Annotated in this window: 17 protein-coding genes; 14 read left to right on the forward strand and 3 right to left on the reverse strand. The window is 52.7% G+C overall.

What is annotated here, in order from left to right; all coding sequences use genetic code 11:
- Positions 1-4 precede the first annotated feature (4 nt).
- Entirely contained in the window at positions 5-2,062 is a 2,058-nt protein-coding gene (gene mrdA, locus KU392_RS03745; RefSeq protein ID WP_169293545.1) for a penicillin-binding protein 2, read from the forward strand.
- Positions 2,059-3,210, forward strand: coding sequence for a rod shape-determining protein RodA (gene rodA / locus KU392_RS03750; protein WP_169293546.1), 1,152 nt, complete (start codon positions 2,059-2,061; stop codon positions 3,208-3,210). Before mrdA ends, rodA begins: the two co-directional genes overlap by 4 nt.
- On the opposite strand, the gene mutY is transcribed toward rodA, so the two are convergent.
- From mutY to KU392_RS03765, 3 genes are read right to left on the reverse strand one after another with little or no spacing between them, the layout of a single operon-like run.
- On the reverse strand, positions 3,174-4,256 hold the full coding sequence (gene mutY, locus KU392_RS03755) for an A/G-specific adenine glycosylase (protein WP_217734605.1): 1,083 nt from the start codon (positions 4,254-4,256) through the stop codon (positions 3,174-3,176). The genes rodA and mutY overlap by 37 nt on opposite strands.
- Positions 4,257-4,260: 4 nt before the next feature.
- On the reverse strand, positions 4,261-5,169 hold the full coding sequence (locus KU392_RS03760; RefSeq protein ID WP_217734606.1) for a cell division protein FtsX: 909 nt from the start codon (positions 5,167-5,169) through the stop codon (positions 4,261-4,263).
- A complete protein-coding gene (locus tag KU392_RS03765) occupies positions 5,170-5,835 on the reverse strand; it encodes a cell division ATP-binding protein FtsE (RefSeq protein ID WP_169293549.1) in 666 nt (221 codons plus the stop codon).
- Positions 5,836-6,069: 234 nt separating this feature from the next.
- On the opposite strand from KU392_RS03765, the gene KU392_RS03770 reads away from it, so the two are divergent.
- From KU392_RS03770 to KU392_RS03825, 12 genes are all read left to right on the forward strand, one after another.
- The gene (locus tag KU392_RS03770; protein ID WP_169293550.1) at positions 6,070-7,242 is read left to right on the forward strand and encodes an amino acid ABC transporter permease; all 1,173 of its coding nucleotides are present in this window, start codon (positions 6,070-6,072) and stop codon (positions 7,240-7,242) included.
- 1 nt (position 7,243) lies between these two features.
- Positions 7,244-8,353, forward strand: a complete 1,110-nt coding sequence (locus KU392_RS03775; RefSeq protein WP_169293551.1) for an amino acid ABC transporter permease — start codon at positions 7,244-7,246, stop codon at positions 8,351-8,353.
- A 12-nt stretch (positions 8,354-8,365) separates the two neighbouring features.
- A complete protein-coding gene (locus tag KU392_RS03780) occupies positions 8,366-9,106 on the forward strand; it encodes an amino acid ABC transporter ATP-binding protein (RefSeq protein WP_169293552.1) in 741 nt (246 codons plus the stop codon).
- 45 nt (positions 9,107-9,151) lie between these two features.
- The gene (locus KU392_RS03785; RefSeq protein WP_217734607.1) at positions 9,152-9,340 is read left to right on the forward strand and encodes a DUF3460 family protein; all 189 of its coding nucleotides are present in this window, start codon (positions 9,152-9,154) and stop codon (positions 9,338-9,340) included.
- Between the two features lie 9 nt (positions 9,341-9,349).
- Entirely contained in the window at positions 9,350-10,219 is an 870-nt protein-coding gene (locus KU392_RS03790; protein ID WP_169293554.1) for a segregation and condensation protein A, read from the forward strand.
- Positions 10,220-10,251: 32 nt separating this feature from the next.
- On the forward strand, positions 10,252-11,100 hold the full coding sequence (gene panC, locus KU392_RS03795) for a pantoate--beta-alanine ligase (RefSeq protein WP_169293555.1): 849 nt from the start codon (positions 10,252-10,254) through the stop codon (positions 11,098-11,100).
- Between the two features lie 91 nt (positions 11,101-11,191).
- Positions 11,192-11,419 carry a response regulator transcription factor gene (locus tag KU392_RS03800; protein WP_169293556.1) on the forward strand — a complete coding sequence of 76 codons (228 nt, stop codon included), beginning with the start codon at positions 11,192-11,194 and terminating at the stop codon, positions 11,417-11,419.
- 199 nt (positions 11,420-11,618) lie between these two features.
- On the forward strand, positions 11,619-12,254 hold the full coding sequence (gene coaE, locus KU392_RS03805; RefSeq protein ID WP_217734608.1) for a dephospho-CoA kinase: 636 nt from the start codon (positions 11,619-11,621) through the stop codon (positions 12,252-12,254).
- Between the two features lie 18 nt (positions 12,255-12,272).
- Positions 12,273-13,028 (forward strand): cell division protein ZapD, encoded by a 756-nt coding sequence (gene zapD, locus KU392_RS03810; RefSeq protein WP_169293558.1) that lies wholly within the window; start codon positions 12,273-12,275, stop codon positions 13,026-13,028.
- 122 nt (positions 13,029-13,150) lie between these two features.
- Positions 13,151-14,362, forward strand: a complete 1,212-nt coding sequence (locus KU392_RS03815; RefSeq protein ID WP_169293559.1) for an MdtA/MuxA family multidrug efflux RND transporter periplasmic adaptor subunit — start codon at positions 13,151-13,153, stop codon at positions 14,360-14,362.
- Positions 14,359-17,454: a multidrug efflux RND transporter permease subunit gene (locus tag KU392_RS03820; protein ID WP_217734609.1), complete on the forward strand. Its 3,096-nt coding sequence runs from the start codon at positions 14,359-14,361 to the stop codon at positions 17,452-17,454. Before KU392_RS03815 ends, KU392_RS03820 begins: the two co-directional genes overlap by 4 nt.
- Positions 17,441-20,554: an efflux RND transporter permease subunit gene (locus tag KU392_RS03825; protein ID WP_217734610.1), complete on the forward strand. Its 3,114-nt coding sequence runs from the start codon at positions 17,441-17,443 to the stop codon at positions 20,552-20,554. The genes KU392_RS03820 and KU392_RS03825 overlap by 14 nt, the downstream gene beginning before the upstream one ends.
- Positions 20,555-20,556 lie beyond the last annotated feature (2 nt).

The following is a 20,556-nucleotide window of genomic DNA, read 5'->3' on the forward strand; positions in this document are numbered from 1 at the left end:
ATCTATGTTTGAATTCAGGAAGCAGGCACTGGTACAGCGACGGCAACTGATTACCCGGGTAGTGGTGGCGGTGCTGTTTGTACTGTTGTGTTTTGGTATTCTGGTTAACCGCTTGTGGGTTTTGCAGGTTGAGCGCTACCAGGGGCTGTCGGAAAGGGCCGAAAAAAACCGTATTACGCTTGTGCCTATTACGCCTCGTCGGGGTGATATCGTGGACCGCAACGGTGTCGTCCTGGCCCGCAGTCATCGAGACTATACGCTTGAAATGGTGCGCGGGCAGGTTGGGGATGTTTCTAAAATGCTCGAACAGCTTGAGCAGATCATTCACTTGTCCCCGCTTGAGTTAAGACGCTTCAAGCGCCGGCTGGGCAGCTCAAACCGTTTTGCCTCGGTTCTGCTTAAAAGCAACCTGACCGACGATGAGGCGGCCACTTTTGCCGCCCATTCCTACAAGTTCAAGGGCGTCAGCCTGAAGGCACGCTGGGTACGGGAGTACCCTGAGGGGGAATCGGCGGCCCACGTGATTGGATACGTTGGCCGGATTTCCGAGCGGGACCAGGAGCAGCTTGAAGAAAAAGGGCTAGAGGGTAATTATCGGGGTACCGAGGTTATCGGCAAAAAAGGAATTGAAGCCAGCTACGAAGAGCGGCTGCACGGAAAAACAGGTTGGGAGGAAGTGGAAATTGCCGCTTCCGGCAAACCGGTCCGGGTATTGAAAAGAACCGACCCCATTCCGGGCGATAATCTGCGCCTGTCGCTGGATATGGGTTTGCAAAAACTGGTAGAGGGCATTTATAACGACCCCAAAGATCCCAAGCGGGGCGCCCTGGTGGCCATCGATCCGCGTAACGGGCAGGTGCTGGCCTATGTATCGGCACCTTCTTATGATCCCAATTTGTTTGTGGATGGCATTGATGTTGAAAACTGGCGTCGCTTGTCAGACTCTCCCGACCATCCCCTGATTGACCGGCCCATTTACGGTACCTTCCCCATTGGTTCCACTTATAAGCCCTTTGTAGCCCTGGCTGCCTTGAAGCTGGGTGTGCGCGACCCCAATGCCAAAATTCCCGATCCCGGTTATTTTGAGTATGGTGGCCAGCGGTTCCGCAATGCAGGGGGGGCTGCCTATGGGCCAACCAATATGCATAAAGCCATTGTGGTGTCGTCAGATACGTACTTTTTTAGCCTCGGTCCCCTGATTGGTGTAGATGCCTTGCATGACTTTGCAGAGCAATTCGGATTTGGCAAGAAAACCGGCATTGATTTGATGCATGAGAAAAAAGGGATTTTGCCTTCACGCGAGTGGAAGAAAAAAGCATTCAAGAATCCGGCCCAGCAAAAATGGATTCCGGGCGATACCATTTCGGTTTCGGTGGGGCAGGGATATAATTCGCTGACGATTACCCAGCTTGCGCAGGCGACGGCCACATTGGCGGCCAATGGCGTGTATACCAAGCCACATCTGGTTAACTGGATAGAAAACCCGGTCCTGAAAACGGTCGAGCAAACCGTCTCTGAGCCCGAGTACACGGTGGATGTGGCGCAGGAACACATTGATCTGGTCAAGGCGGCATTGGCCGAAGTGAATGCCAAAGGCACGGCCCGAAGGATTTTTGCCGGCACCAATTATGACTCAGCCGGTAAAACCGGTACGGCCCAGGTTTTTAGTTTGAAGGGTACCAAGTACAAGGCTGAAGCGCTTAACAAACGCCTGCATGACCATGCTTTATATATGGGATTTGCGCCGGTTGAAAACCCCCAGATTGCGGTGGCCCTGATTGTTGAGAATGGTGGCTGGGGCTCCAGTGTGGCCGCACCGATTGCCCGCAAGGTTTTTGATTACTGGCTGGCACCTGAACGGGCCAATATTCCCGAGTACATCCCCAGTTTTGATGATACGGAACAGCAGGAAGAGGTTTCGCCCGATCTGGTGCTGCCGGAAGACATTCCTGCCAACCCGGATGACAATGCACCGGGACATACACCTGAAATTCTGGCACCGGTCGAGATAAACAGGAATGGCCGGGAAGATACGCAAAATAATGAGGCAGGTGCACGATGAGCCGGGTAATGAATTGGATTCTTGGTTCCCTGCGTTGCATAGACTGGCCGTTGTTGCTGATTCTGGCTTTGTTGTCCGGCCTGGGCATGACGGTCATGCATTCGGCAGTGGGGGGCACCGACTGGCGCTTTGCCGGTCAGGGGCGCAATTTTCTGGTGGCCTTTGTCGTTATGTGGGTGGTGGCCATGATACCCCTGTCCAAAATGATGAAGATGGCCATTCCATTTTACCTGTTGGGGATAATCCTTTTGCTGGGGGTGGAGTTCTTTGGCATCACCAACAAGGGGGCAACCCGCTGGCTGAATGTGGGTGTGACGGTTATTCAGCCCTCTGAAATGATGAAGTTGGTGGTTCCCATGATGCTGGCCTGGTATTTTGACAAGCACAGGGCCAGGCTGCGTGTGATTGATTTTTTTGCGGCTGGCGTATTGCTGCTGTTGCCGTTTATCCTTATTGTCAAGCAGCCCGATCTGGGGACAGCCTTGCTGGTGTTTGCGACCGGTTTTTTTGTGATTTATTTTGCAGGGTTGTCGTTCAAGTTGTTGGCCCCTCTGTTTTTTTTTGGGGTAACCGTACTGGTCCTGATTCTGTACTATGAGCAAACGCTTTGTGCCCCCGGTTTTGACTGGGTTGTGCTGCATGAGTACCAGAAACATCGGGTGTGCACCTTACTTGATCCCAGTACCGATCCGCTGGGCAAGGGCTTTCATACCATTCAGGGGATGATCGCGATTGGTTCCGGCGGCATTTACGGCAAGGGTTACATGCAGGGTACGCAAACCCATCTGGACTTCATTCCGGAACGCACAACCGACTTCATCTTTGCCGTGTTCGCCGAAGAATTCGGCCTGTATGGTGGCATACTGTTGTTGATTTTGTATTCCCTGCTGTTGTTGCGCGGCTTTTTCATTACCCTGAAGGCAAGAACCCAGTTTGGCCGTTTGCTGGCCGGTGCCCTGACCATGATGTTCTTTGTTTATGTTTTTGTGAATATGGGCATGGTCATGGGTATTTTGCCGATTGTCGGGGTGCCCCTGCCATTCATGAGTTATGGTGGAACGGCCCTGGTAACCCTGGGCTTTGCCTGTGGGCTGTTAATGAGCATTTCAAATTATGAGCCCAGTAAATCCACAGTGCCTGAAAACTGATGCAGGCCTTGCAGCAGTTTCAGGATAGGGGCTGGCAAGGCCGTGGTTTCCAGTTGGTCCAGGGGCAGCCACTGATGCCTGCCGGGGTTGCCATTTTCTTCCCTTAATGGAAGATGGCTGCATTTAAGCCAGTACGGTTGTATATGCAGTTTGAAATGGGTGAATACGTGTTCGAAAGCTGCCATTTTAAGGGCGGTTTGCCGCGCCTGTTGCCAATCGTTTTGCAGGCTTTGCAGCGCTTGTTCATCAGTAAATTCGGGTAATGACCACAGCCCTCCCCAGATGCCCTGTTCGGGGCGCTGCTGAATAAGGATGCGATCCTCGTGCTGCAAGACCAGCATATTGACCGAGCGCACCGGAACGGTTTTTTTGGCTTTGGGAGTGGGCAGTTCTGCCTGCCTGTTTTCACGATAGGCATAACAGGATGACTGCAACGGGCAGGCCTCGCATTTGGGTTTGCTGCGGGTGCACAGGGTGGCGCCCAGGTCCATTTGGCCTTGGGTATAGGCGGACATATCCAGGTTTTTATCCGCTTGTTTAATGTTTTCCTCGGCCTGTTCCCATAAGCGGTTTTCAATTTCCCGTTTGTTTGTCTGTCCTTCAATCCCGTAGTAACGGGTGAAAATCCTTTTGACATTGCCATCCATGATGGGCGTTTTTGCACCAAAACAAAAAGCGGCAATGGCATGGGCGGTGGATTTTCCAATGCCGGGCAGGCTCATGATGTCTTGTGCCTGCCGGGGAAATTCTCCGTGCCATTGGGTCACGACGGCCTGGGCGCATTTATGCAGGTTCCGGGCGCGGGCATAGTAGCCCAGGCCGGCCCATAGCGCCAGTACCTCATCTTGCGAAGCTGCAGCCAGGTCGTGGATGGTGGGAAAAGTGGCCAGAAAACGCGCATAGTACGGAATGACTGTAATGACCTGGGTTTGTTGCAGCATGATTTCAGATAACCATACTTTATAAGGGTCTTGCGTGTTCTGCCATGGCAGATGGTGTCTGCCATGGATTTTCTGCCAGGCAACGATAAGATCGGCAAATTGCATGTGCTTAGAAATGTGAGTGGCGGGTTACCGACCAGCGGGCCGCCGTGGCGGCAATGAGCATGACCAGAGCAATGGTCAGTACCAGCCATGAAGCGGAAGGCAGGGTAACGTTGAAGGGGATGCCATAGCTGTTGGAAAGCAGGGTGATGGCCTGGTTTAAAAAGCCCAGGGTAATGCTGGTGAGTAAAACGGCCAGCAAACCTGCGGTCAGGCCTGTGATGGCACCAAAATACAGAAAGGGGCGTCGCACAAAGGATTCGGTGGCGCCGACCAGGCGGGCAACCGCAATTTCGTCACGTTGAACCAGTGCCTGCATGCGGACGGTATTGAAAATGGTGGTAATGACAATCAGGGCCACACCGGCGGCCAGCAGTCCCAGCACAATCCGGATGAAAGAAAGAATGGCCTCCAGTTTTTGTACCCAGGCACTGTCAAATTGCACCAGGTCCACGTCGGGCAGCTTGCTCCATATCTCTGCCAGCTGTTCGGCCGTTTCAGTGGGACTGGCCTCGTCGGAAAGGGTGATGATAATGGAGTGGGGCAATGGGTTTTGCGGTAGAACCTTAAGGGCGTCCGACCAGGATTCAGAGGCTTTCAGTGACTGCAGGGCCTCGGCCTTGTCAATCACTTCCAGTGTCAGAATAGACTGGCTGTGTTCGTTTTTCAGCTGTGTGGCTAGCGCATGGGTCTGTTCAATCGTGGTGGCATCTTTCATGAACAGTGAAATGGCCGGATTGACGGATATATTGCGGGCAAGGGGCTGCATGGAAACCAGCATGGCACTTGCCAGCAGGGGTAAAGTCAATACCAGGGCGATGACGATGATATTGGTGAGTGATGAAAATGGCGTGCCCAGCAGACGGCGTGCGGCAATGCGAATAGCGTAAAGATGATGTCTAAGCCAGGTGTTCATTCAGTGTTTCCCCAGGTCTTTGAAACGGCCGGGCTCCAGCAGCAGGGTCCGGTTGGCATGGCGTTGCAGCAAGGGCATGTCGTGGGAGGCGATCAGGGTGGTCACACCTACCCGATTGAAATCGCGGAACACCTCGAGAATGCGGTTGGCATTGTCCTGGTCCAGGTTGGCGGTGGGTTCGTCGGCAATCAGGATGGCAGGGCGGTTAACGATGGCACGGGCAATTGCCAGGCGTTGCTGTTCTCCGCCTGAGAGCGCAATGGGATTGAGTTTTTCCTTGCCCGACAGGCCCACCTTGGCAATCGCGGCGCGTGCTCTTGAGGCGGCTTTTTTATAATCAAGGTTCATCACGGCCAGGGGTAGCATGACATTTTCGAAGGCATTGCGGTCATAGAGCAGGTGTGTGTCCTGTAAAATGATGCCAACCGCACGGCGCAGATAAGGACGTTCCCTGGCAGGCATGCTGTCAAGGCTTTGTCCGTTAACCATAATGGATCCGCGGGTAGGCGGTTCAAGTCCGCCAATCAGCTTGAGCAGGGTGGATTTGCCCGCACCTGACGGGCCGGACACAAAAACAAACTCACCGCGTGAAATGTTGAAGTTGATATCAGCCAGAATATTGGCGCTTTGGCCATAGGACTTGAAAACGTGCTTGAATTCAATCATGTTGGTTCAGGTTAGGGAATCGGGCACATTAATGCAAATGCACATAATACCTGCATTTTATACCAATGATGGCATTCTTTACGGCCGGTCTGTCTGCCAAAGGGTAATACCGGTCGGTGAATGTATGGCAGGCCGGTTTCTGTCTTGAGGGCTATAAGTTTATAAGGTCATAAGACTATACAAACAGGCGATGTTTGGGTTACAAAGGCGCATTGGTTTGTAAAGTTAATGCTTATGACTTCCAAAAAAACAAATAAAATACAAATTTCATGGAATGATCCTGCATTCCGCGCCATTGTTTACCAGATTGCCGTATTGGGTATCGTGGCGTATGTGGCCTGGTATCTGGTTACCAACACCATGCATAATCTTTCCGTTCGCAATATTACAACCGGGTTTGACTTTCTTGACCGGGAGGCCGGTTTTGCGATTGGCGAATCCTCTATCGCCTATTCACCGGCCGACACCTATAAACGCGCCATATTGGTGGGTATTGTCAATACCCTGCAGGTCTCCGCTTTGGGGATTGTCCTGTCCACTCTGCTGGGTACGATTATCGGTGTGGCCAGGCTGTCAATGAACTGGCTGGTTGGCCGCTTGGCGACCGTTTATGTTGAAGTCATCCGCAATGTGCCCTTGCTGATCCAGCTGTTTTTCTGGTATGTCCTGATTACCGAAAACCTGCCCGGTCCCCGACAGGCCCTTCGTCCGGTTGAGGGCGTTTTCCTGTCCAATCGGGGGCTCAAGTTTCCCGCGCTCCAGGGGGATTCCCTGAGCTGGATATTATATGGCCTGCTTCTGGCCGCGCTCTGTACGTTTGTTTTTTATTACCGGTCACGCAGGCACCAGGAAAAAACCGGGAAAACGTTTCCGGTTTTAAGCACTGGTCTGCTCATGTTGCTGGTTTTTCCCTTTATTGGCTATTTTCTGGGTGGTGCTTCGCTGGCGCTGGAATACCCCGAACTCAGGGGATTCAATTTTACCGGCGGCCTGTCCATTTCTCCTGAGTTGTCGGCCTTGCTGGCCGGTTTGGTTATTTATACGTCTGCATTTGTGGCGGAAATTGTCCGTTCGGGTATTCAAAGTATCGGGAGCGGACAGTGGGAGGCCGCCAGTTCTATCGGGCTGGGTAAAGCCCGGGTATTGAGGCTGGTTATTTTGCCGCAGGCCTTGCGTGTCATGATTCCTCCTCTGACCAGTACTTACCTGAACCTGACCAAAAACAGTTCGCTGGCGGTTGCCATTGGTTATCCCGATATTGTTTCGGTGGTTAACACTACCCTGAACCAGACCGGACAGGCCATTGAAGGCGTGTTGATCATCATGGCGGCCTATCTCACGGTCAGTTTATCCATTTCGGTATTCATGAACTGGTATAACCGGCATATCGCCCTGGTGGAGCGTTAAAATGAGTCAGCACACATTGACCGGCCCCGTTCAGCCAGGCAGGCGTCCTCCGCCCAAAAATGAAAGTGGTGTTTTTGGCTGGGTGCACAAGAATCTTTTTTCTTCGCCCCTCAGTATCCTGATCACGGCACTGGCGCTCTGGTTTTTGCTAATGACGGCGCCTTGGCTGATCGAATGGGTTTGGCTTAAGGCAAATTTCACGGCAGGCAGCGGCACCGAATGCCGGGGAAGTGAAGGCGCCTGCTGGGCTTTTATCCGGGAAAAATACCGTCTTATCCTGTTTGGCACCTATCCTTATGACGAACAGTGGCGTCCCTTGCTGGCCATGGTGATTCTGGTGGCGATCATCATTTGCAGCGCCATCCGCGTTTTCTGGAATAAATGGCTGCTGCTGATATGGCTGGCAGGCCTGGGTTCGGTTGCCATCCTGATGTGGGGCGGAGTGCTGGGCTTGAGTCCCATTGATAACAGCCGTTGGGGTGGTTTGCCACTTACCTTGATTCTGGCCACTTTTGGCATTGGCCTGGCTTTCCCTTTAGGCGTTTTGCTGGCGCTCGGGCGACGTTCAAACATGCCTGCCATCAAGGCCTTATGTGTGGTGTATATTGAAATCATCCGGGGGGTGCCCCTGATCAGTCTGCTGTTCATGTCGTCGGTCATGCTGCCGCTGTTCCTGCCTGAAGGAGTCACGATTGACAAGCTGCTGCGCGCACAAATTGCCATTATCCTCTTTACCGCTGCCTATATCGCAGAAACCGTGCGCGGTGGCCTGCAGGCCATTCCCAAGGGACAAATTGAAGGTGCCGAGTCGCTGGGCCTGACTTACTGGCAGCAAATGTACAAAATTGTTTTGCCCCAGGCCCTGAAAATCGTGATCCCACCCATGGTCAGTATTTTTATTGCCCTGTTCAAGGATACCTCGCTGGTGGTGGTCATCGGTATTTATGACCTGACGCTATCGGCCAAGGCAGCTTTGGCCGATCCGCTCTGGCAGGGCTTCAGCGTCGAGGCCTATTTGTTTATTTCACTTATTTATTTTGTTTTCTGTTTTGCCATGTCCCGCTACGCCAAAAATCTTGAGGCTCGCCTGGATACGGGATACAAGCGTTAAAAGGAGCCTGGTGTGTCAGATATGATTATCCGTATGGAAAATGTCAACAAGTGGTACGGAAAATTCCATGTGCTCAGGGATATCAACCTGTCGGTCGCGCCCGGTGAGCGGATTGTGATTTGCGGGCCGTCGGGCTCTGGAAAATCCACCCTGATTCGCTGCATCAACCGCCTGGAAGAACACCAGGAAGGCCGGATTATTGTGGATGGTGTCGAGTTAAGCAATAACCTGAAAAATATCGAGCAGGTACGTCGCAATGTGGGCATGGTGTTCCAGCACTTTAATCTGTTTCCTCATTTAACCGTGCTTGAGAACCTCACGCTGGGACCCATTTGGGTCTTGAAAATGCCCAAATCCGAGGCTGAGGCGGTGGCCATGAAATATCTTGAACGGGTCCGGATTCCCGAACAGGCACACAAATATCCCGGCCAATTGTCGGGCGGCCAACAGCAGCGGGTGGCCATTGCCCGCTCTTTGTGCATGAGTCCCAAGGTCATGCTGTTTGATGAGCCCACCTCGGCGCTTGACCCTGAAATGGTCAAGGAAGTGCTGGATGTCATGGTGACCCTGGCTGAAGAATCGGGTATGACCATGCTATGTGTGACCCATGAAATGGGTTTTGCCAGAAAAGTGGCCGACCGGGTGGTTTTTATGGATGAGGGGCAAATTGTGGAAGAAAATACGCCAGACGCGTTTTTTGATCATCCGGTGCACGAAAGGACCAAACTGTTTTTAAGCCAGATTTTGCACTAGAAATGCAGTAAACTTTCGTTTTAGTTTATTTTTGCGTAAGTGATCATGGCACAACATTACGAATCAGATATTACCCGGTTTATTAACGAGTATAAAACCAAACACCCCGACACTGAAAAGCGTCAGCTGGAAGGACGTGCGCTTTTGTGGGACAAGCAGCAGGATGCCGAACTGCTCAAGCAATTCAAGGCCGCCCGTGTTCCCCAGAAACCCTACGTCTATCAAACGAACTAAGCCATTCCCATGGCAGTGGCCTCTGCGGCAATCGATACACTGGTGGACCCCGAGATAGACAGTACCCCCGATGTGGTGGATACGGTCGCTTTGGCTCGTCTGTACGGTGAGCCCCTGTTCAATATCCCGCAAGACCTGTACATTCCTCCCGATGCCCTTGAGGTATTCCTGGAAGCTTTCGAGGGGCCACTGGATCTTCTGCTGTACCTGATCCGCAAGCAAAACTTCAATGTGCTTGACATTCCCATGGCCGAGGTCACCCGTCAGTACCTGAGCTATGTCGATCAGATCCGTAACCAGAATCTGGAGCTGGCTGGCGAGTATTTATTGATGGCAGCCATGCTGATCGAGATCAAGTCCAGAATGCTGTTGCCGGTTCGCAAGTCGGACAATGGCGAAGAAGTGGAAGATCCCCGTGCCGAGCTGGTGCGGCGCTTGCTTGAATATGAGCAAATGAAACTGGCCGCCCAAAAACTGGATGCCCTGCCGCTGTTGGGGCGCGATTTCGAGCGTGCCAATGCGCAGATGGATTTAAGTGTGGAGCGCATGCTGCCCGAGGTCAGTGCCGATGATCTCAGGCTGGCCTGGCAAGATATCATGAAACGGGCCAAACTGAATGCCCATCACCAGATTACCCGGGAGCAGCTGTCGGTCCGTGACCACATGACGCATATTCTGCGCAGATTGTCGGATACCCGCTTTATGGAGTTTACCGACCTGTTCATGGAAAGGGTCAATGAAGGCGAACCGGCCGCCGTCATTGTGGTGCATTTTATCGCGATGCTGGAACTGGCCCGCGAATCGCTGTTGGAAATCACCCAGGCCGAGCCATATGCGCCCATCTATGTACGGCTTGCCTATACAATTGCCGTTGAATAAATTGACCTTGTATAAATAAGAAAGGAAGACAATTGAAAGTAGTTCACACCATTGAGGAATTAAGGGATCAGCTGCGTGGCCAGCTACGGGCTTCCTTTGTGCCCACTATGGGAAACCTGCACGAAGGGCATTTGTCCTTGATGCGTCTTGCCCGGCAGCACGGAGACCCGGTCGTTGCCAGTATTTTCGTGAATCCGTTGCAGTTTGGCCCTAACGAGGATTTTGACAAATATCCGCGTACCCTAGAGGCGGATATCGCCAAACTGGAAGAGCGGCGTGATGTCTATGTGCTGTTTGCGCCTTCCGTCAAGGAAATGTACCCCGAACCGCAAAGCTATCGCGTGCAAACCCCTTCCGACCTGGGCAATGTCCTTGAGGGTGAATTCCGTCCCGGCTTTTTTGAGGGCGTGACAACCGTGGTGCTGAAGCTGTTTTCCTGTGTGCAGCCCAAAGTGGCGGTGTTCGGGAAAAAAGATTACCAGCAACTCATGATTGTGCGTAACATGTGCCGCCAGTTCCAGTTGCCTGTGACCATTTATGCGCATGAAACAGTGCGTGAACCAAGCGGGCTGGCGCTGTCTTCGCGCAATCGTTACTTAAGCGATGCCGAGCGTGCCGAGGCCCCTTTCCTGTATGCCACGCTTAACCAGGTCAAAGACAGGTTGCTGGCCGGAGAAACCGAACCGGCCGCCCTTGATGAGTTTGCCCGAAACACACTGACCCAGCGTGGCTGGGAAGTGGATTACGTCTCTGTCAGAAAGCAACTTGACCTGCATGTGCCAACGGCCCAGGAAATTGCCAATAAAACGCCTTTGGTGGTATTGGCTGCGGCCAAGCTGGGTGCGACCCGTCTTATTGATAATCTGGAAATTGAGCTGTAATTGTCCCGTACCTACCTAAAAGGGTAGGTGTCAAATGAGCAAGGGGTTCATATAATCTTTTTGAGTCTTATATAAGAGTTAAGGAGGTTATATGATCAACTCAAATTCGACAATGATGCAAAAAATGGCACAACTGACTCCACGAGAAAAAGAAGTGCTCAAGCTGCTTGGCAAGGGGCTGCCCAACAAGGTCGTGGCAGGCATGCTTGGTGTAACAGAAAGAACCATAGAAGCCCATCGGGCGCATATTTTTCGGAAAATGAAGGTCAGGAATCTGGTTCACTTGCTCTATGGGTGTACAACCCTTGAGTCGCTCTGACCGATTCAGTCACGCCTTGCTTAAGGCAAATCGGTAAGTCCAAAGTGTTTATGGCGTGTCAACCCAGTTTGGTGTACATTGTACGCAGGCCGGGTTGTTTGTTTCCGGGGTCATGCTGTCATTTTATGTGAAAGTTTTTTTGACCTGCCGGGCAATAACAGGGCAAATCCGTTTATCTGTTTTTAAAATGTAATGCATCATGGAAAAATTCAAGGTAGGCATAACCGGTGGGATCGGGTCAGGGAAATCTACCGTTTGCCGTTTGTTTGCGCAATGGAATGTCACCATTATTGATGCCGATGCCCTGTCTCATGAACTGACCGGGCCCGGTGGCAAGGCTGTTGCAGCCATCCGGGATGCATTTGGCAGCCAGGCCATTAATGCCAAGGGGGGCATGGACAGGGCCTATATGCGGCAACGGGTTTTCGAAGATGACAGTGTGCGTCATACATTGCAAGCGATTATCCATCCCCTCATCAGACAGGAAATGCTCAGCAAGACCACCAATGCCACGGGCGAATACGTGATTTACGATATCCCCCTGTTGGTGGAATCGCTCCATAAATACAAGGATTTGCTGAACGTTATTTGTGTGGTGGATTGCGAAGAGTCTGAGCAGATTCAGCGGGTGCAAAAAAGAAGTGGATTGTCTGTCGAGGCGATCATGAATATTCTCAAGGCACAGGCCAGCCGTGAACAAAGACTTGCAGTTGCCAACGAAGTGATATTTAATGGCAGGGGAATCACCCATGAGCAATTGCAGGAGCGTGCTTTTGCGCTACATCAAAAATGGTTGTTGTCGGCGCGCAAGCTTGCCAGTGCGAGTGTGGACTGAATGTAGAAAGGAGTCAGTTTGATTTTATACGAGTATCCATTTAACGAGAGAATCCGCTCTGTCATGCGACTGGAGTATCTGTTCAAGCGATTGTTTGCATTTGCCGGGGCGTCCGATCCCATGCAGCAGCATGTGGCTTTGTCGGTCTTGTTTGAAATCATGGATTCGTGTGATCGTGCCGAAGTGCGTACGGGCATTTTGCAGGATATCGACAAACAGAAAACCAATCTCGAGGCTTATCGCAATTATCCCGATGTCGATACCGAGGCCCTGAATCAGGCCATTGCCGATCTGGATCGTGTGTCCGCCGCCTTGTCGGGTACCGGGCGCATAGGCCAGTCAACCCGCGAAAATGAATGGCTGATGAGCCTGAAAAACCGTTTTGCCATTCCAGGCGGCACCTCCCAAATGGACATGCCGTCGTATTCCGCCTGGCAGCTGTTTCCTGAAGAAGAGCGCAAGGCTTCATTGCTGAGCTGGATCAGGCCTTTCATACCCTTGTATGATGGTGTGGCCCAGGTGCTGAAAACGTTGCGTGAATCGGGTCATCCCGTTGAGGCCAACACCCAGGAAGGAGGTGTTTACCAGGAAATGCTGGGGGGTAAGATCTATCAGTTAATCCGGGTGTGGGTACCCGAGCATATTCGCACTTACCCTGAAATCAGTGCCAACAAATATATTATCTGGATTCGTTTTCATCAGTTCTCGCCCGAACAGAAAACAGAATTGGTCACCAGCCCAATAGCGTTTAAAATTGCGCTTTGCAACGTTTGAGTCCATCTTCACTGTGTTTTAGGTATTGCAATTTATTTCAAATTTTCGGGGTAAGGTAGCCAGACCTTGCGTAGATGGTTCACAATATCGTCTATTGATTTTTAATTACGAATTGTTGAGCAATGGCCAATCAAACACAAGAAAATGTACCAAAAACATCTAAACGTCTGCAGCTGGCAATATTTGTCTTGATTGTTATTGGCGGCTATTACGGGTGGCAATATTTTTCCAATGACCCTTCGGGTGACAATGCCACCACACAGTCTCAAGGTGCCGGTGGCCCACCCTTATCCCGTAATGGCCCGGGAGCCGGTGCGCGCGGTGCGATGGTTACCCCCGTCAGGGTTGAAACCGTTCAGCAAAAAGATATGGAAGTCAGGGTACCCGGCTTGGGTACGGTAACCGCTTTCAACACGGTAGGGGTCAGGAGCCAGGTAAGCGGACCCATTGTAAATATTGCCTTTACCGAAGGGCAGGAAGTCAAACAGGGCGATTTGCTGTTTGAGATTGATCCGCGTCCTTTCCAGATACAGCTTCAGCAGGCCCAGGGGCAACAGGCCCGGAATGCAGCGGAACTGGCCAATGCGCGGCAGGATCTGAAGCGTTACCAGACACTTTTCAAACAGGACTCTATCGCCCGTCAGCAGGTGGATACGCAGGCTGCGCTGGTGCAGCGGCTGGAAGCCCAGGCTTATAGCGACAAAGCAGCGGTGGATGAAGCCAAACTGAATCTTGAGTACACCAAGGTATTGGCGCCCATTGACGGTCGTCTGGGTTTGCGAAATGTCGATATTGGCAACCTGGTAACTGCCAATTCAACAGATGCGCTGGTGAGTATTACCCAGGTCAAGCCTATTTCGGTTGTGTTCTCCATGCCTGAAATTCATCTTGCCGAGGTGGCAACCCAATATGCCAAGGGAGCAAAGCTGGAAGTCACCCTGATGGACCGCGATAACCGCCAGGAGCTGGCGACTGGAGAGCTGGTATCCATGGATAACCTGGTGGATGTCAGTACAGGTACGATTAAGCTTAAAGCCAATTTTTCCAATGAAGACGAGCGGCTGTTCCCCAATCAGTTTGTCAATACCCGGCTGAAAATCCGTCAGGTTCCACAGGCAATGGTCATTTCCACCGATGCGATCCAGAACAGTTCAAACGGACCGTTTTTATTCAGGGTGGGCAAGGACAATACCGCGGAAATGGTGCCGGTCAAGCTGGGTGTGACTGATGGCATCTATACTCAGATCCTGGAAGGCGTTGCCTTGGGTGAGCAGATTATCACCGAAGGGGTTGACCGCTTGCGTAATGGTTCAAAAATAGAGATTATCCAGTGAATATCTCACGCGCTTTCATTCTTCGTCCGGTAGCCACTACCTTGCTGATGGTGGCCCTTTTCCTGACCGGGATAGCCGCTTACCGTCAACTGGCCATTTCCGCTTTGCCCGAAGTCGATTACCCCACCATCCAGGTGGTGTCTCTATATCCGGGGGCGGGCCCTGATGCCATGGCGTCACTGGTTACATCACCGCTTGAGCGACAGTTCGGGCAAATGCCCGGCCTGATTCAAATGAGCTCCTCCAGCTCGGGGGGCGCTTCGGTCATTACCCTGCAGTTTTCCCTGTCGCTGGAAATGAGTGTGGCCGAGCAAGAGGTGCAGGCTGCGATTAATGCCGCTTCCAATCTGTTGCCCGCTGACATGCCCATGCCACCGGTGTACAACAAGGTAAACCCGGCCGATTCACCGGTGGTGACGCTGGCAATCACCTCACCTACCTTGCCCTTGTATGAAGCCCGTGACCTGGTTGAAACCCGGATGGCGCAAAAACTGTCACAAATTTCAGGGGTGGGGCTGGTCAGCATTGCCGGTGGACAGCGACCGGCCGTGCGCATACAGGTCAATCCAACGGCGCTGGCGGCCAATGGCATGACCCTGGGAGATGTCAGAAGTGGTGTGACGGGGGCCAATATCAACCAGCCCACCGGCAACCTGGATGGCCCGCGCCGCGCCACCACGATTTATACCAATAGCCAGCTGAAAACCCCCGAAGAATATGAGGCGCTTATTTTGGCCTACCGCGATGGAGCACCCTTGCGCTTAAGCGATGTTGCCCGCGTGGTCAATGATGCGGAAAATACCCGGCAGGCGGCCTGGATTGGCAACGAACAGGCCATTTTGTTAAATATCCAGCGCCAGCCCGGTGCCAATGTGATCGAGGTGGTGGACAATATCAAGGCCTTGCTGCCTCAATTGCAAGCGGCGTTGCCTGCCTCTATCACGGTGGATATTGCCTCTGACCGGACCGAAACCATTCGCCAGTCCATTTCGCATGTTCAGTCCGAGATGCTGATGGCGATTGGCCTGGTGGTGCTGGTGACTTACGTCTTCCTGCGCAGTTTAAGCGCCACCATTATTCCTTCCATTGTTGTGCCCCTGTCCATTGTGGGTACCTTTGCCGTGATGTACCTGCTTGGCTTCAGCCTGAATAACCTGTCCTTGATGGCGTTAACCATTGCCACGGGTTTTGTGGTGGATGATGCCATTGTCATGATCGAGAACATTGCCCGGCATATTGAAAAAGGCGAAACAGTCATGCAGGCGGCTCTCAGGGGGGCGCAGGAAATTGGATTCACCCTGATTTCCCTAACCGTGTCTTTGATTGCCGTGCTGATTCCCCTGCTGTTTATGGGAGATGTGATTGGCCGGCTGTTCAGTGAGTTTGCCATTACCCTGGCAGTGGCCATTTTGATTTCCCTGCTTATTTCCCTTACCCTGACCCCCATGATGTGCGCCCGTATGCTCAAGCCCGAAAGCGAGTATAAGGACAACGCTTTTCACGCCAGAATGGGCAAGGCCATTGACGGCCTGATCCATTATTACGATCGTTTGCTCAACATTGTGCTCAGGCATCAGGGTGCCACTTTGATGGTGGCCTTGGCGACTCTGTTATTGACCCTTTTTTTATACTGGTGGATTCCCAAAGGGTTTTTCCCCCAGCAGGATACGGGCCTTATTCAGGTAATTACTGAAGCACCGCAATCGTCCTCATTCCAGCAGATCTCCGCACGTCAACAGGAAGTGGTTGAGCTTGTCCTGCAAGATCCGGATGTCGGGTCCGTGTCGTCGTTCGTGGGGATTGATGGCAGCAATACCACCCTGAATACCGGCCGTTTGCAGGTTTCGCTCAAGGCAAATGAAAACCGTGACAGTATCACGACAATCATGCAGCGTCTTGAAGAGCGGCTTGCACCGTTAAGCGGCATCAATGTTTATCTGCAACCGGCCCAGGACCTGACGATTGATACCCAGGTTGCCCGCACGCAATATCAGGTCAGCCTTTCAAGCATTGATGCGGCCTTGCTCAGGCAATGGGTGCCCGAATTTGTCGACCAGCTCAGGAAAAGCCCGCTGTTAACCGGCGTCACCGATAACTACCAGGCAGGGGGTTTGCAAACCAATGTCATCGTGGACAGGGATGCCGCCGCACGTTACGGGGTGTCCATGTCCCAGGTGGATGAAGCGCTTTACAATGCGTTCGGGCAGCGTCAGATTTCCACTATTTTCACCCAGTCGGCCCAGTACCGGGTCGTCCTGGAAGTGGATCCGGAATATGGGCAATCACCGGCAGATCTGGCCAATGTCTATGTGGCTTCCAGCAATGGCACGCCGGTGCAATTGACTCAGATTGCGCGTATTGATGACTCGCAAACCCTGCTTGAAGTCATGCGTATTGATCAGTTCCCGGCCGCGCTGGTTTCTTTCAATCTGGCCGAAGGCGTTTCCCTTTCCTCGGCTGTCGATGTGGTGAACGAAGTCCGGGCGCAGATTGGCATGCCGCTTTCGGTGGAAATGCGTTTGCAAGGGGCGGCCCAGGCCTTTGAGTCGTCCCTGTCCAGCACACTCTGGTTAATGCTGGCAGCGGTGTTTACCATGTATATTGTGCTGGGTGTGCTGTATGAAAGTTACATTCATCCCATTACCATTTTGTCCACCTTGCCATCGGCAGCGGTAGGGGCTCTGCTGGCCTTGATCATGACTGGTCGGGAGCTTGACATGATCGGGATTATCGGCATTATCCTGCTCATTGGTATTGTCAAGAAGAATGCCATCATGATGATTGACTTTGCCCTTGAGGCGGAAAGGCATCAGGGCCTGAGTCCCCAGGATGCGATTCACCAGGCGGCGCTGTTGCGTTTTCGGCCGATTCTCATGACAACCCTGGCGGCCCTTTTTGGTGCGATTCCACTGATGCTGTCTACCGGAACCGGTGCCGAATTGCGTCAGCCACTGGGCCTGGCCATGGTGGGTGGGCTGATTTGCAGCCAGGTTCTGACGCTGTTCACCACTCCGGTTATTTACCTGATGTTTGACCGGTTGGGCAAGCGGGCAGAGGTCACGCCAAGGGATGAAAGCAGTGAGCCTGTCTAGCCCCTTCATCGCCCGTCCTGTTGCTACCTCTTTGCTGGCATTGGCTGTTGCCGTGATGGGAGCGATTGCCTATTATTTTCTGGCGGTCGCTCCCTTGCCGCAAGTGTCTTTTCCCATGATTTCAGTCAGCGCCTCCTTGTCGGGTGCCAGTCCCGAGAACATGGCCTCTAGCGTGGCGACCCCGCTGGAACGCTCGCTAGGCAATATTTCCGGTTTGATGTCGATGAGCTCGCGCAATACCGAGGGTAGTACGCGAATCTTCCTGCAGTTTGACATGGACAAGAATGTTGATGACGCCGCGCGTGAAGTGCAGGCCGCCATCAATGCCGCCCAGCCTCTGTTGCCCAGCAGCATGCGCTCACCGCCCACTTATCGCAAGGTAAACCCGTCCTCTTCACCGATTATGGCACTGGCCTTAACGTCCGAGACGCTCGACCAGGGCCAGCTTTATGATTTGGCCTCAACCATTCTGGCGCAAAAACTGGCCCAGGTGGAAGGGATTGGAGAGGTGACGATTGGCGGCAGTTCCCTGCCTGCCGTGCGGGTGGACCTGAATCCTTATGTGCTGGCTTCATACGGCATTGCCCTGGATGAAGTCCGTTCGGCCATTACCTCGGCCAATACGGTCAAGCCCAATGGCTTTCTGGAAAATGAAGAATACCGCTGGCAGATTGGCACCAACGGGCAATTGAGCAAGGCGGCGGATTTTGAAAACCTGGTGATACGTTGGCAGGATGGCGCAGCGGTACGCCTGAAAGACGTGGCCAAGGTTTACGATTCCATCGAAAGTGTCTTCAACAGTGGCTTTTACAACGATGAAAAGGCCATTATCATGCTGCTGCGCAGGCAGGAATCGGCCAATATCATTAAAACGGTAGAACTGGTCAAGGCTGAATTGCCGGCCTTGCGCCTGCTTTTGCCTACACAGGTGGACCTGGATGTTGTCCAGGATCGCACGCCCAGTATCCGGGCAACGCTGGCAGAGGCTGAATTTACCCTGGTTCTGTCGGTGCTGCTGGTGACCCTGGTGGTGCTGGTGTTTTTACAGAATGTCCGGGCTACCCTGATTCCCGCGATTTCGGTGCCTCTGTCTTTGCTGGCGACTTTCATTGTCATGTATTTTCTGGGGTACTCACTCAATACCATTTCCCTGATGGCCCTGATTGTGGCAACCGGGTTTGTGGTGGATGATTCCATTGTTGTACTGGAAAACATTACCCGTCATCTGGAGCGGGGCGTGAGTCCTTTCACGGCCGCCTTGCAGGGGGCCAGGGAAGTCGGTTTTACCGTACTGACCATGAGTGTTTCCCTGATCGCGGTGTTCATTCCCCTGTTTCTGATGGGTGGTTTGCCGGGACGCCTGTTCCGGGAGTTTGCGGTCACGCTGTCGGTGGCCATTCTTATGTCGTTGCTGGTGTCGCTGACCCTGACGCCCATGATGTGTGCGCAATGGCTGAAAAACAAACCGGCCGTACGCAAAGAACGCTGGCTGACCCGGCAGTGGAACCGTTTTTTTGATGCAATGCTGGGCGGTTACAAGAAATCCCTGGCCTGGGCCCTGCGTTTCAGGTTTCTGACCTTACTCATGCTGTTGCTGACGATTGGCCTGAATGTCTACTTGTACGTGATTGTGCCCAAAGGCTTTTTTCCACAGCAGGATACCGGCATGATCATGGGTTTTTTCCGGGTGGATCAGGGCACGTCTTTTCAGGCCATGGTGCCCAAACTGGAAATTTACCGCCAGGAAATCTTGAAAGATCCAAATGTGGATACCGTAATGGGTTATGCCGGCGGGCGTGGTGGCAGCAACTCCAGCTTTCTGATGATTCAGCTTAAGCCTTTTGAGCAAAGGGAATTGTCGGCCAACGACGTGATTAACAATTTGCGTCGCAAGTTTCCGGTTATTCCGGGAGCCCAGTTGTCATTGGTGCCACAGCAGGATATCCGTATGGGTGGGCCTGGTGGTGGTTCAACGGGCTCTTATGACTATACCTTAATGTCCGGTGATCTTGAATTGCTTCGCGAATGGGTGCCTAAAGTGCAAAGGGCCATGGCTGCCCTGCCTGAAATTACCGAGGTGACTGCCGCCGTGGAAGACAGGGGGCGCCGGATTGAATTGGTGATTGACCGTGAAATGGCGACCCGGCTGGGTGTGGACATGGATCTGATTGCCGGCTCCCTGAATAATCTGTTCAGCCAGCGCCAGGTGTCTGTGATTTACAGTGCGCTCAATCAATATCACGTGGTGATGGGGGTTGAGCAGCAGTATGCCCAGGATGCCGGGGTATTGGATACGATAGAATTGATGACAGCCGATGGCAATCGGGTGCCTTTGTCCGCTTTTGCCACTTTTGAAACGGCGAATGCCCCACTAAGTGTGCAGCATCAGGGGTTGCTGGCCTCCGATTCGATTGCTTTTAACCTGGCACCCGGTTTTACCTTGGAGCAGGCCAGCAATGCCATTGAAAATGCCGTTGAACGTCTGAATTTGCCAACCAATGAAATCCAGGCCGGTTTCGAGGGCAATGCGCAGATGTTTCAGCAAACCACCAGTCAGCAGCCCTTGTTGATTCTGGCTGCGCTGGTGGTGATGTATATCGTGCTGGGGATTCTGTATGAAAGTTATATGCATCCCCTTACCATTCTGTCCACCTTGCCATCGGCGGGTGTGGGGGCCCTGCTGGCCCTGATGATTGTGGGCATGGAGTTTACGCTGATTGCCCTGATCGGGGTGTTCTTGCTAATTGGTATTGTGAAGAAAAACGCCATTATTATGGTGGATTTTGCCCTGCAAAAAGAGCGTCAGGAGGGGTGTTCGCCCGAGCAGGCCATTTATGAGGCCTGTATTGTCCGTTTCAGGCCCATCATGATGACAACCCTGGCCGCCATGTTTGGTGCCTTGCCGCTGGTACTGGCAACCGGGGCCGGTGTCGAAATGCGTCAGCCGCTGGGCGTGGCCATTGTTGGTGGTTTGTTCCTGAGTCAGGTGCTAACCCTGTATACAACACCGGTGGTTTATTTGTATCTGGATAAATTGCGCTGGCGCTTTGCCAGAAAGAAAAAACGTACCGGGGAAGTGGCACCGGATACTGACAATTAAAG

This window comes from Advenella alkanexedens (assembly GCF_019132845.1).
In the GTDB taxonomy this organism is placed as follows: Bacteria; Pseudomonadota; Gammaproteobacteria; order Burkholderiales; family Burkholderiaceae_B; genus Advenella; species Advenella alkanexedens.

What these genes read in the sequence shown, in the direction of transcription:
- KU392_RS03760 (WP_217734606.1), bottom strand. Translation starts at nt 5,169, where the DNA reads ATGAACACCTGGCTTAGACATCATCTTTACGCTATTCGCATTGCCGCA.
- coaE (WP_217734608.1), top strand. Translation starts at nt 11,619, where the DNA reads ATGGAAAAATTCAAGGTAGGCATAACCGGTGGGATCGGGTCAGGGAAA.
- mutY (WP_217734605.1), bottom strand. Translation starts at nt 4,256, where the DNA reads ATGCAATTTGCCGATCTTATCGTTGCCTGGCAGAAAATCCATGGCAGA.
- KU392_RS03775 (WP_169293551.1), top strand. Translation starts at nt 7,244, where the DNA reads ATGAGTCAGCACACATTGACCGGCCCCGTTCAGCCAGGCAGGCGTCCT.
- KU392_RS03800 (WP_169293556.1), top strand. Translation starts at nt 11,192, where the DNA reads ATGATCAACTCAAATTCGACAATGATGCAAAAAATGGCACAACTGACT.
- rodA (WP_169293546.1), top strand. Translation starts at nt 2,059, where the DNA reads ATGAGCCGGGTAATGAATTGGATTCTTGGTTCCCTGCGTTGCATAGAC.
- mrdA (WP_169293545.1), top strand. Translation starts at nt 5, where the DNA reads ATGTTTGAATTCAGGAAGCAGGCACTGGTACAGCGACGGCAACTGATT.
- KU392_RS03790 (WP_169293554.1), top strand. Translation starts at nt 9,350, where the DNA reads ATGGCAGTGGCCTCTGCGGCAATCGATACACTGGTGGACCCCGAGATA.
- KU392_RS03770 (WP_169293550.1), top strand. Translation starts at nt 6,070, where the DNA reads ATGACTTCCAAAAAAACAAATAAAATACAAATTTCATGGAATGATCCT.
- KU392_RS03815 (WP_169293559.1), top strand. Translation starts at nt 13,151, where the DNA reads ATGGCCAATCAAACACAAGAAAATGTACCAAAAACATCTAAACGTCTG.
- KU392_RS03765 (WP_169293549.1), bottom strand. Translation starts at nt 5,835, where the DNA reads ATGATTGAATTCAAGCACGTTTTCAAGTCCTATGGCCAAAGCGCCAAT.
- KU392_RS03785 (WP_217734607.1), top strand. Translation starts at nt 9,152, where the DNA reads ATGGCACAACATTACGAATCAGATATTACCCGGTTTATTAACGAGTAT.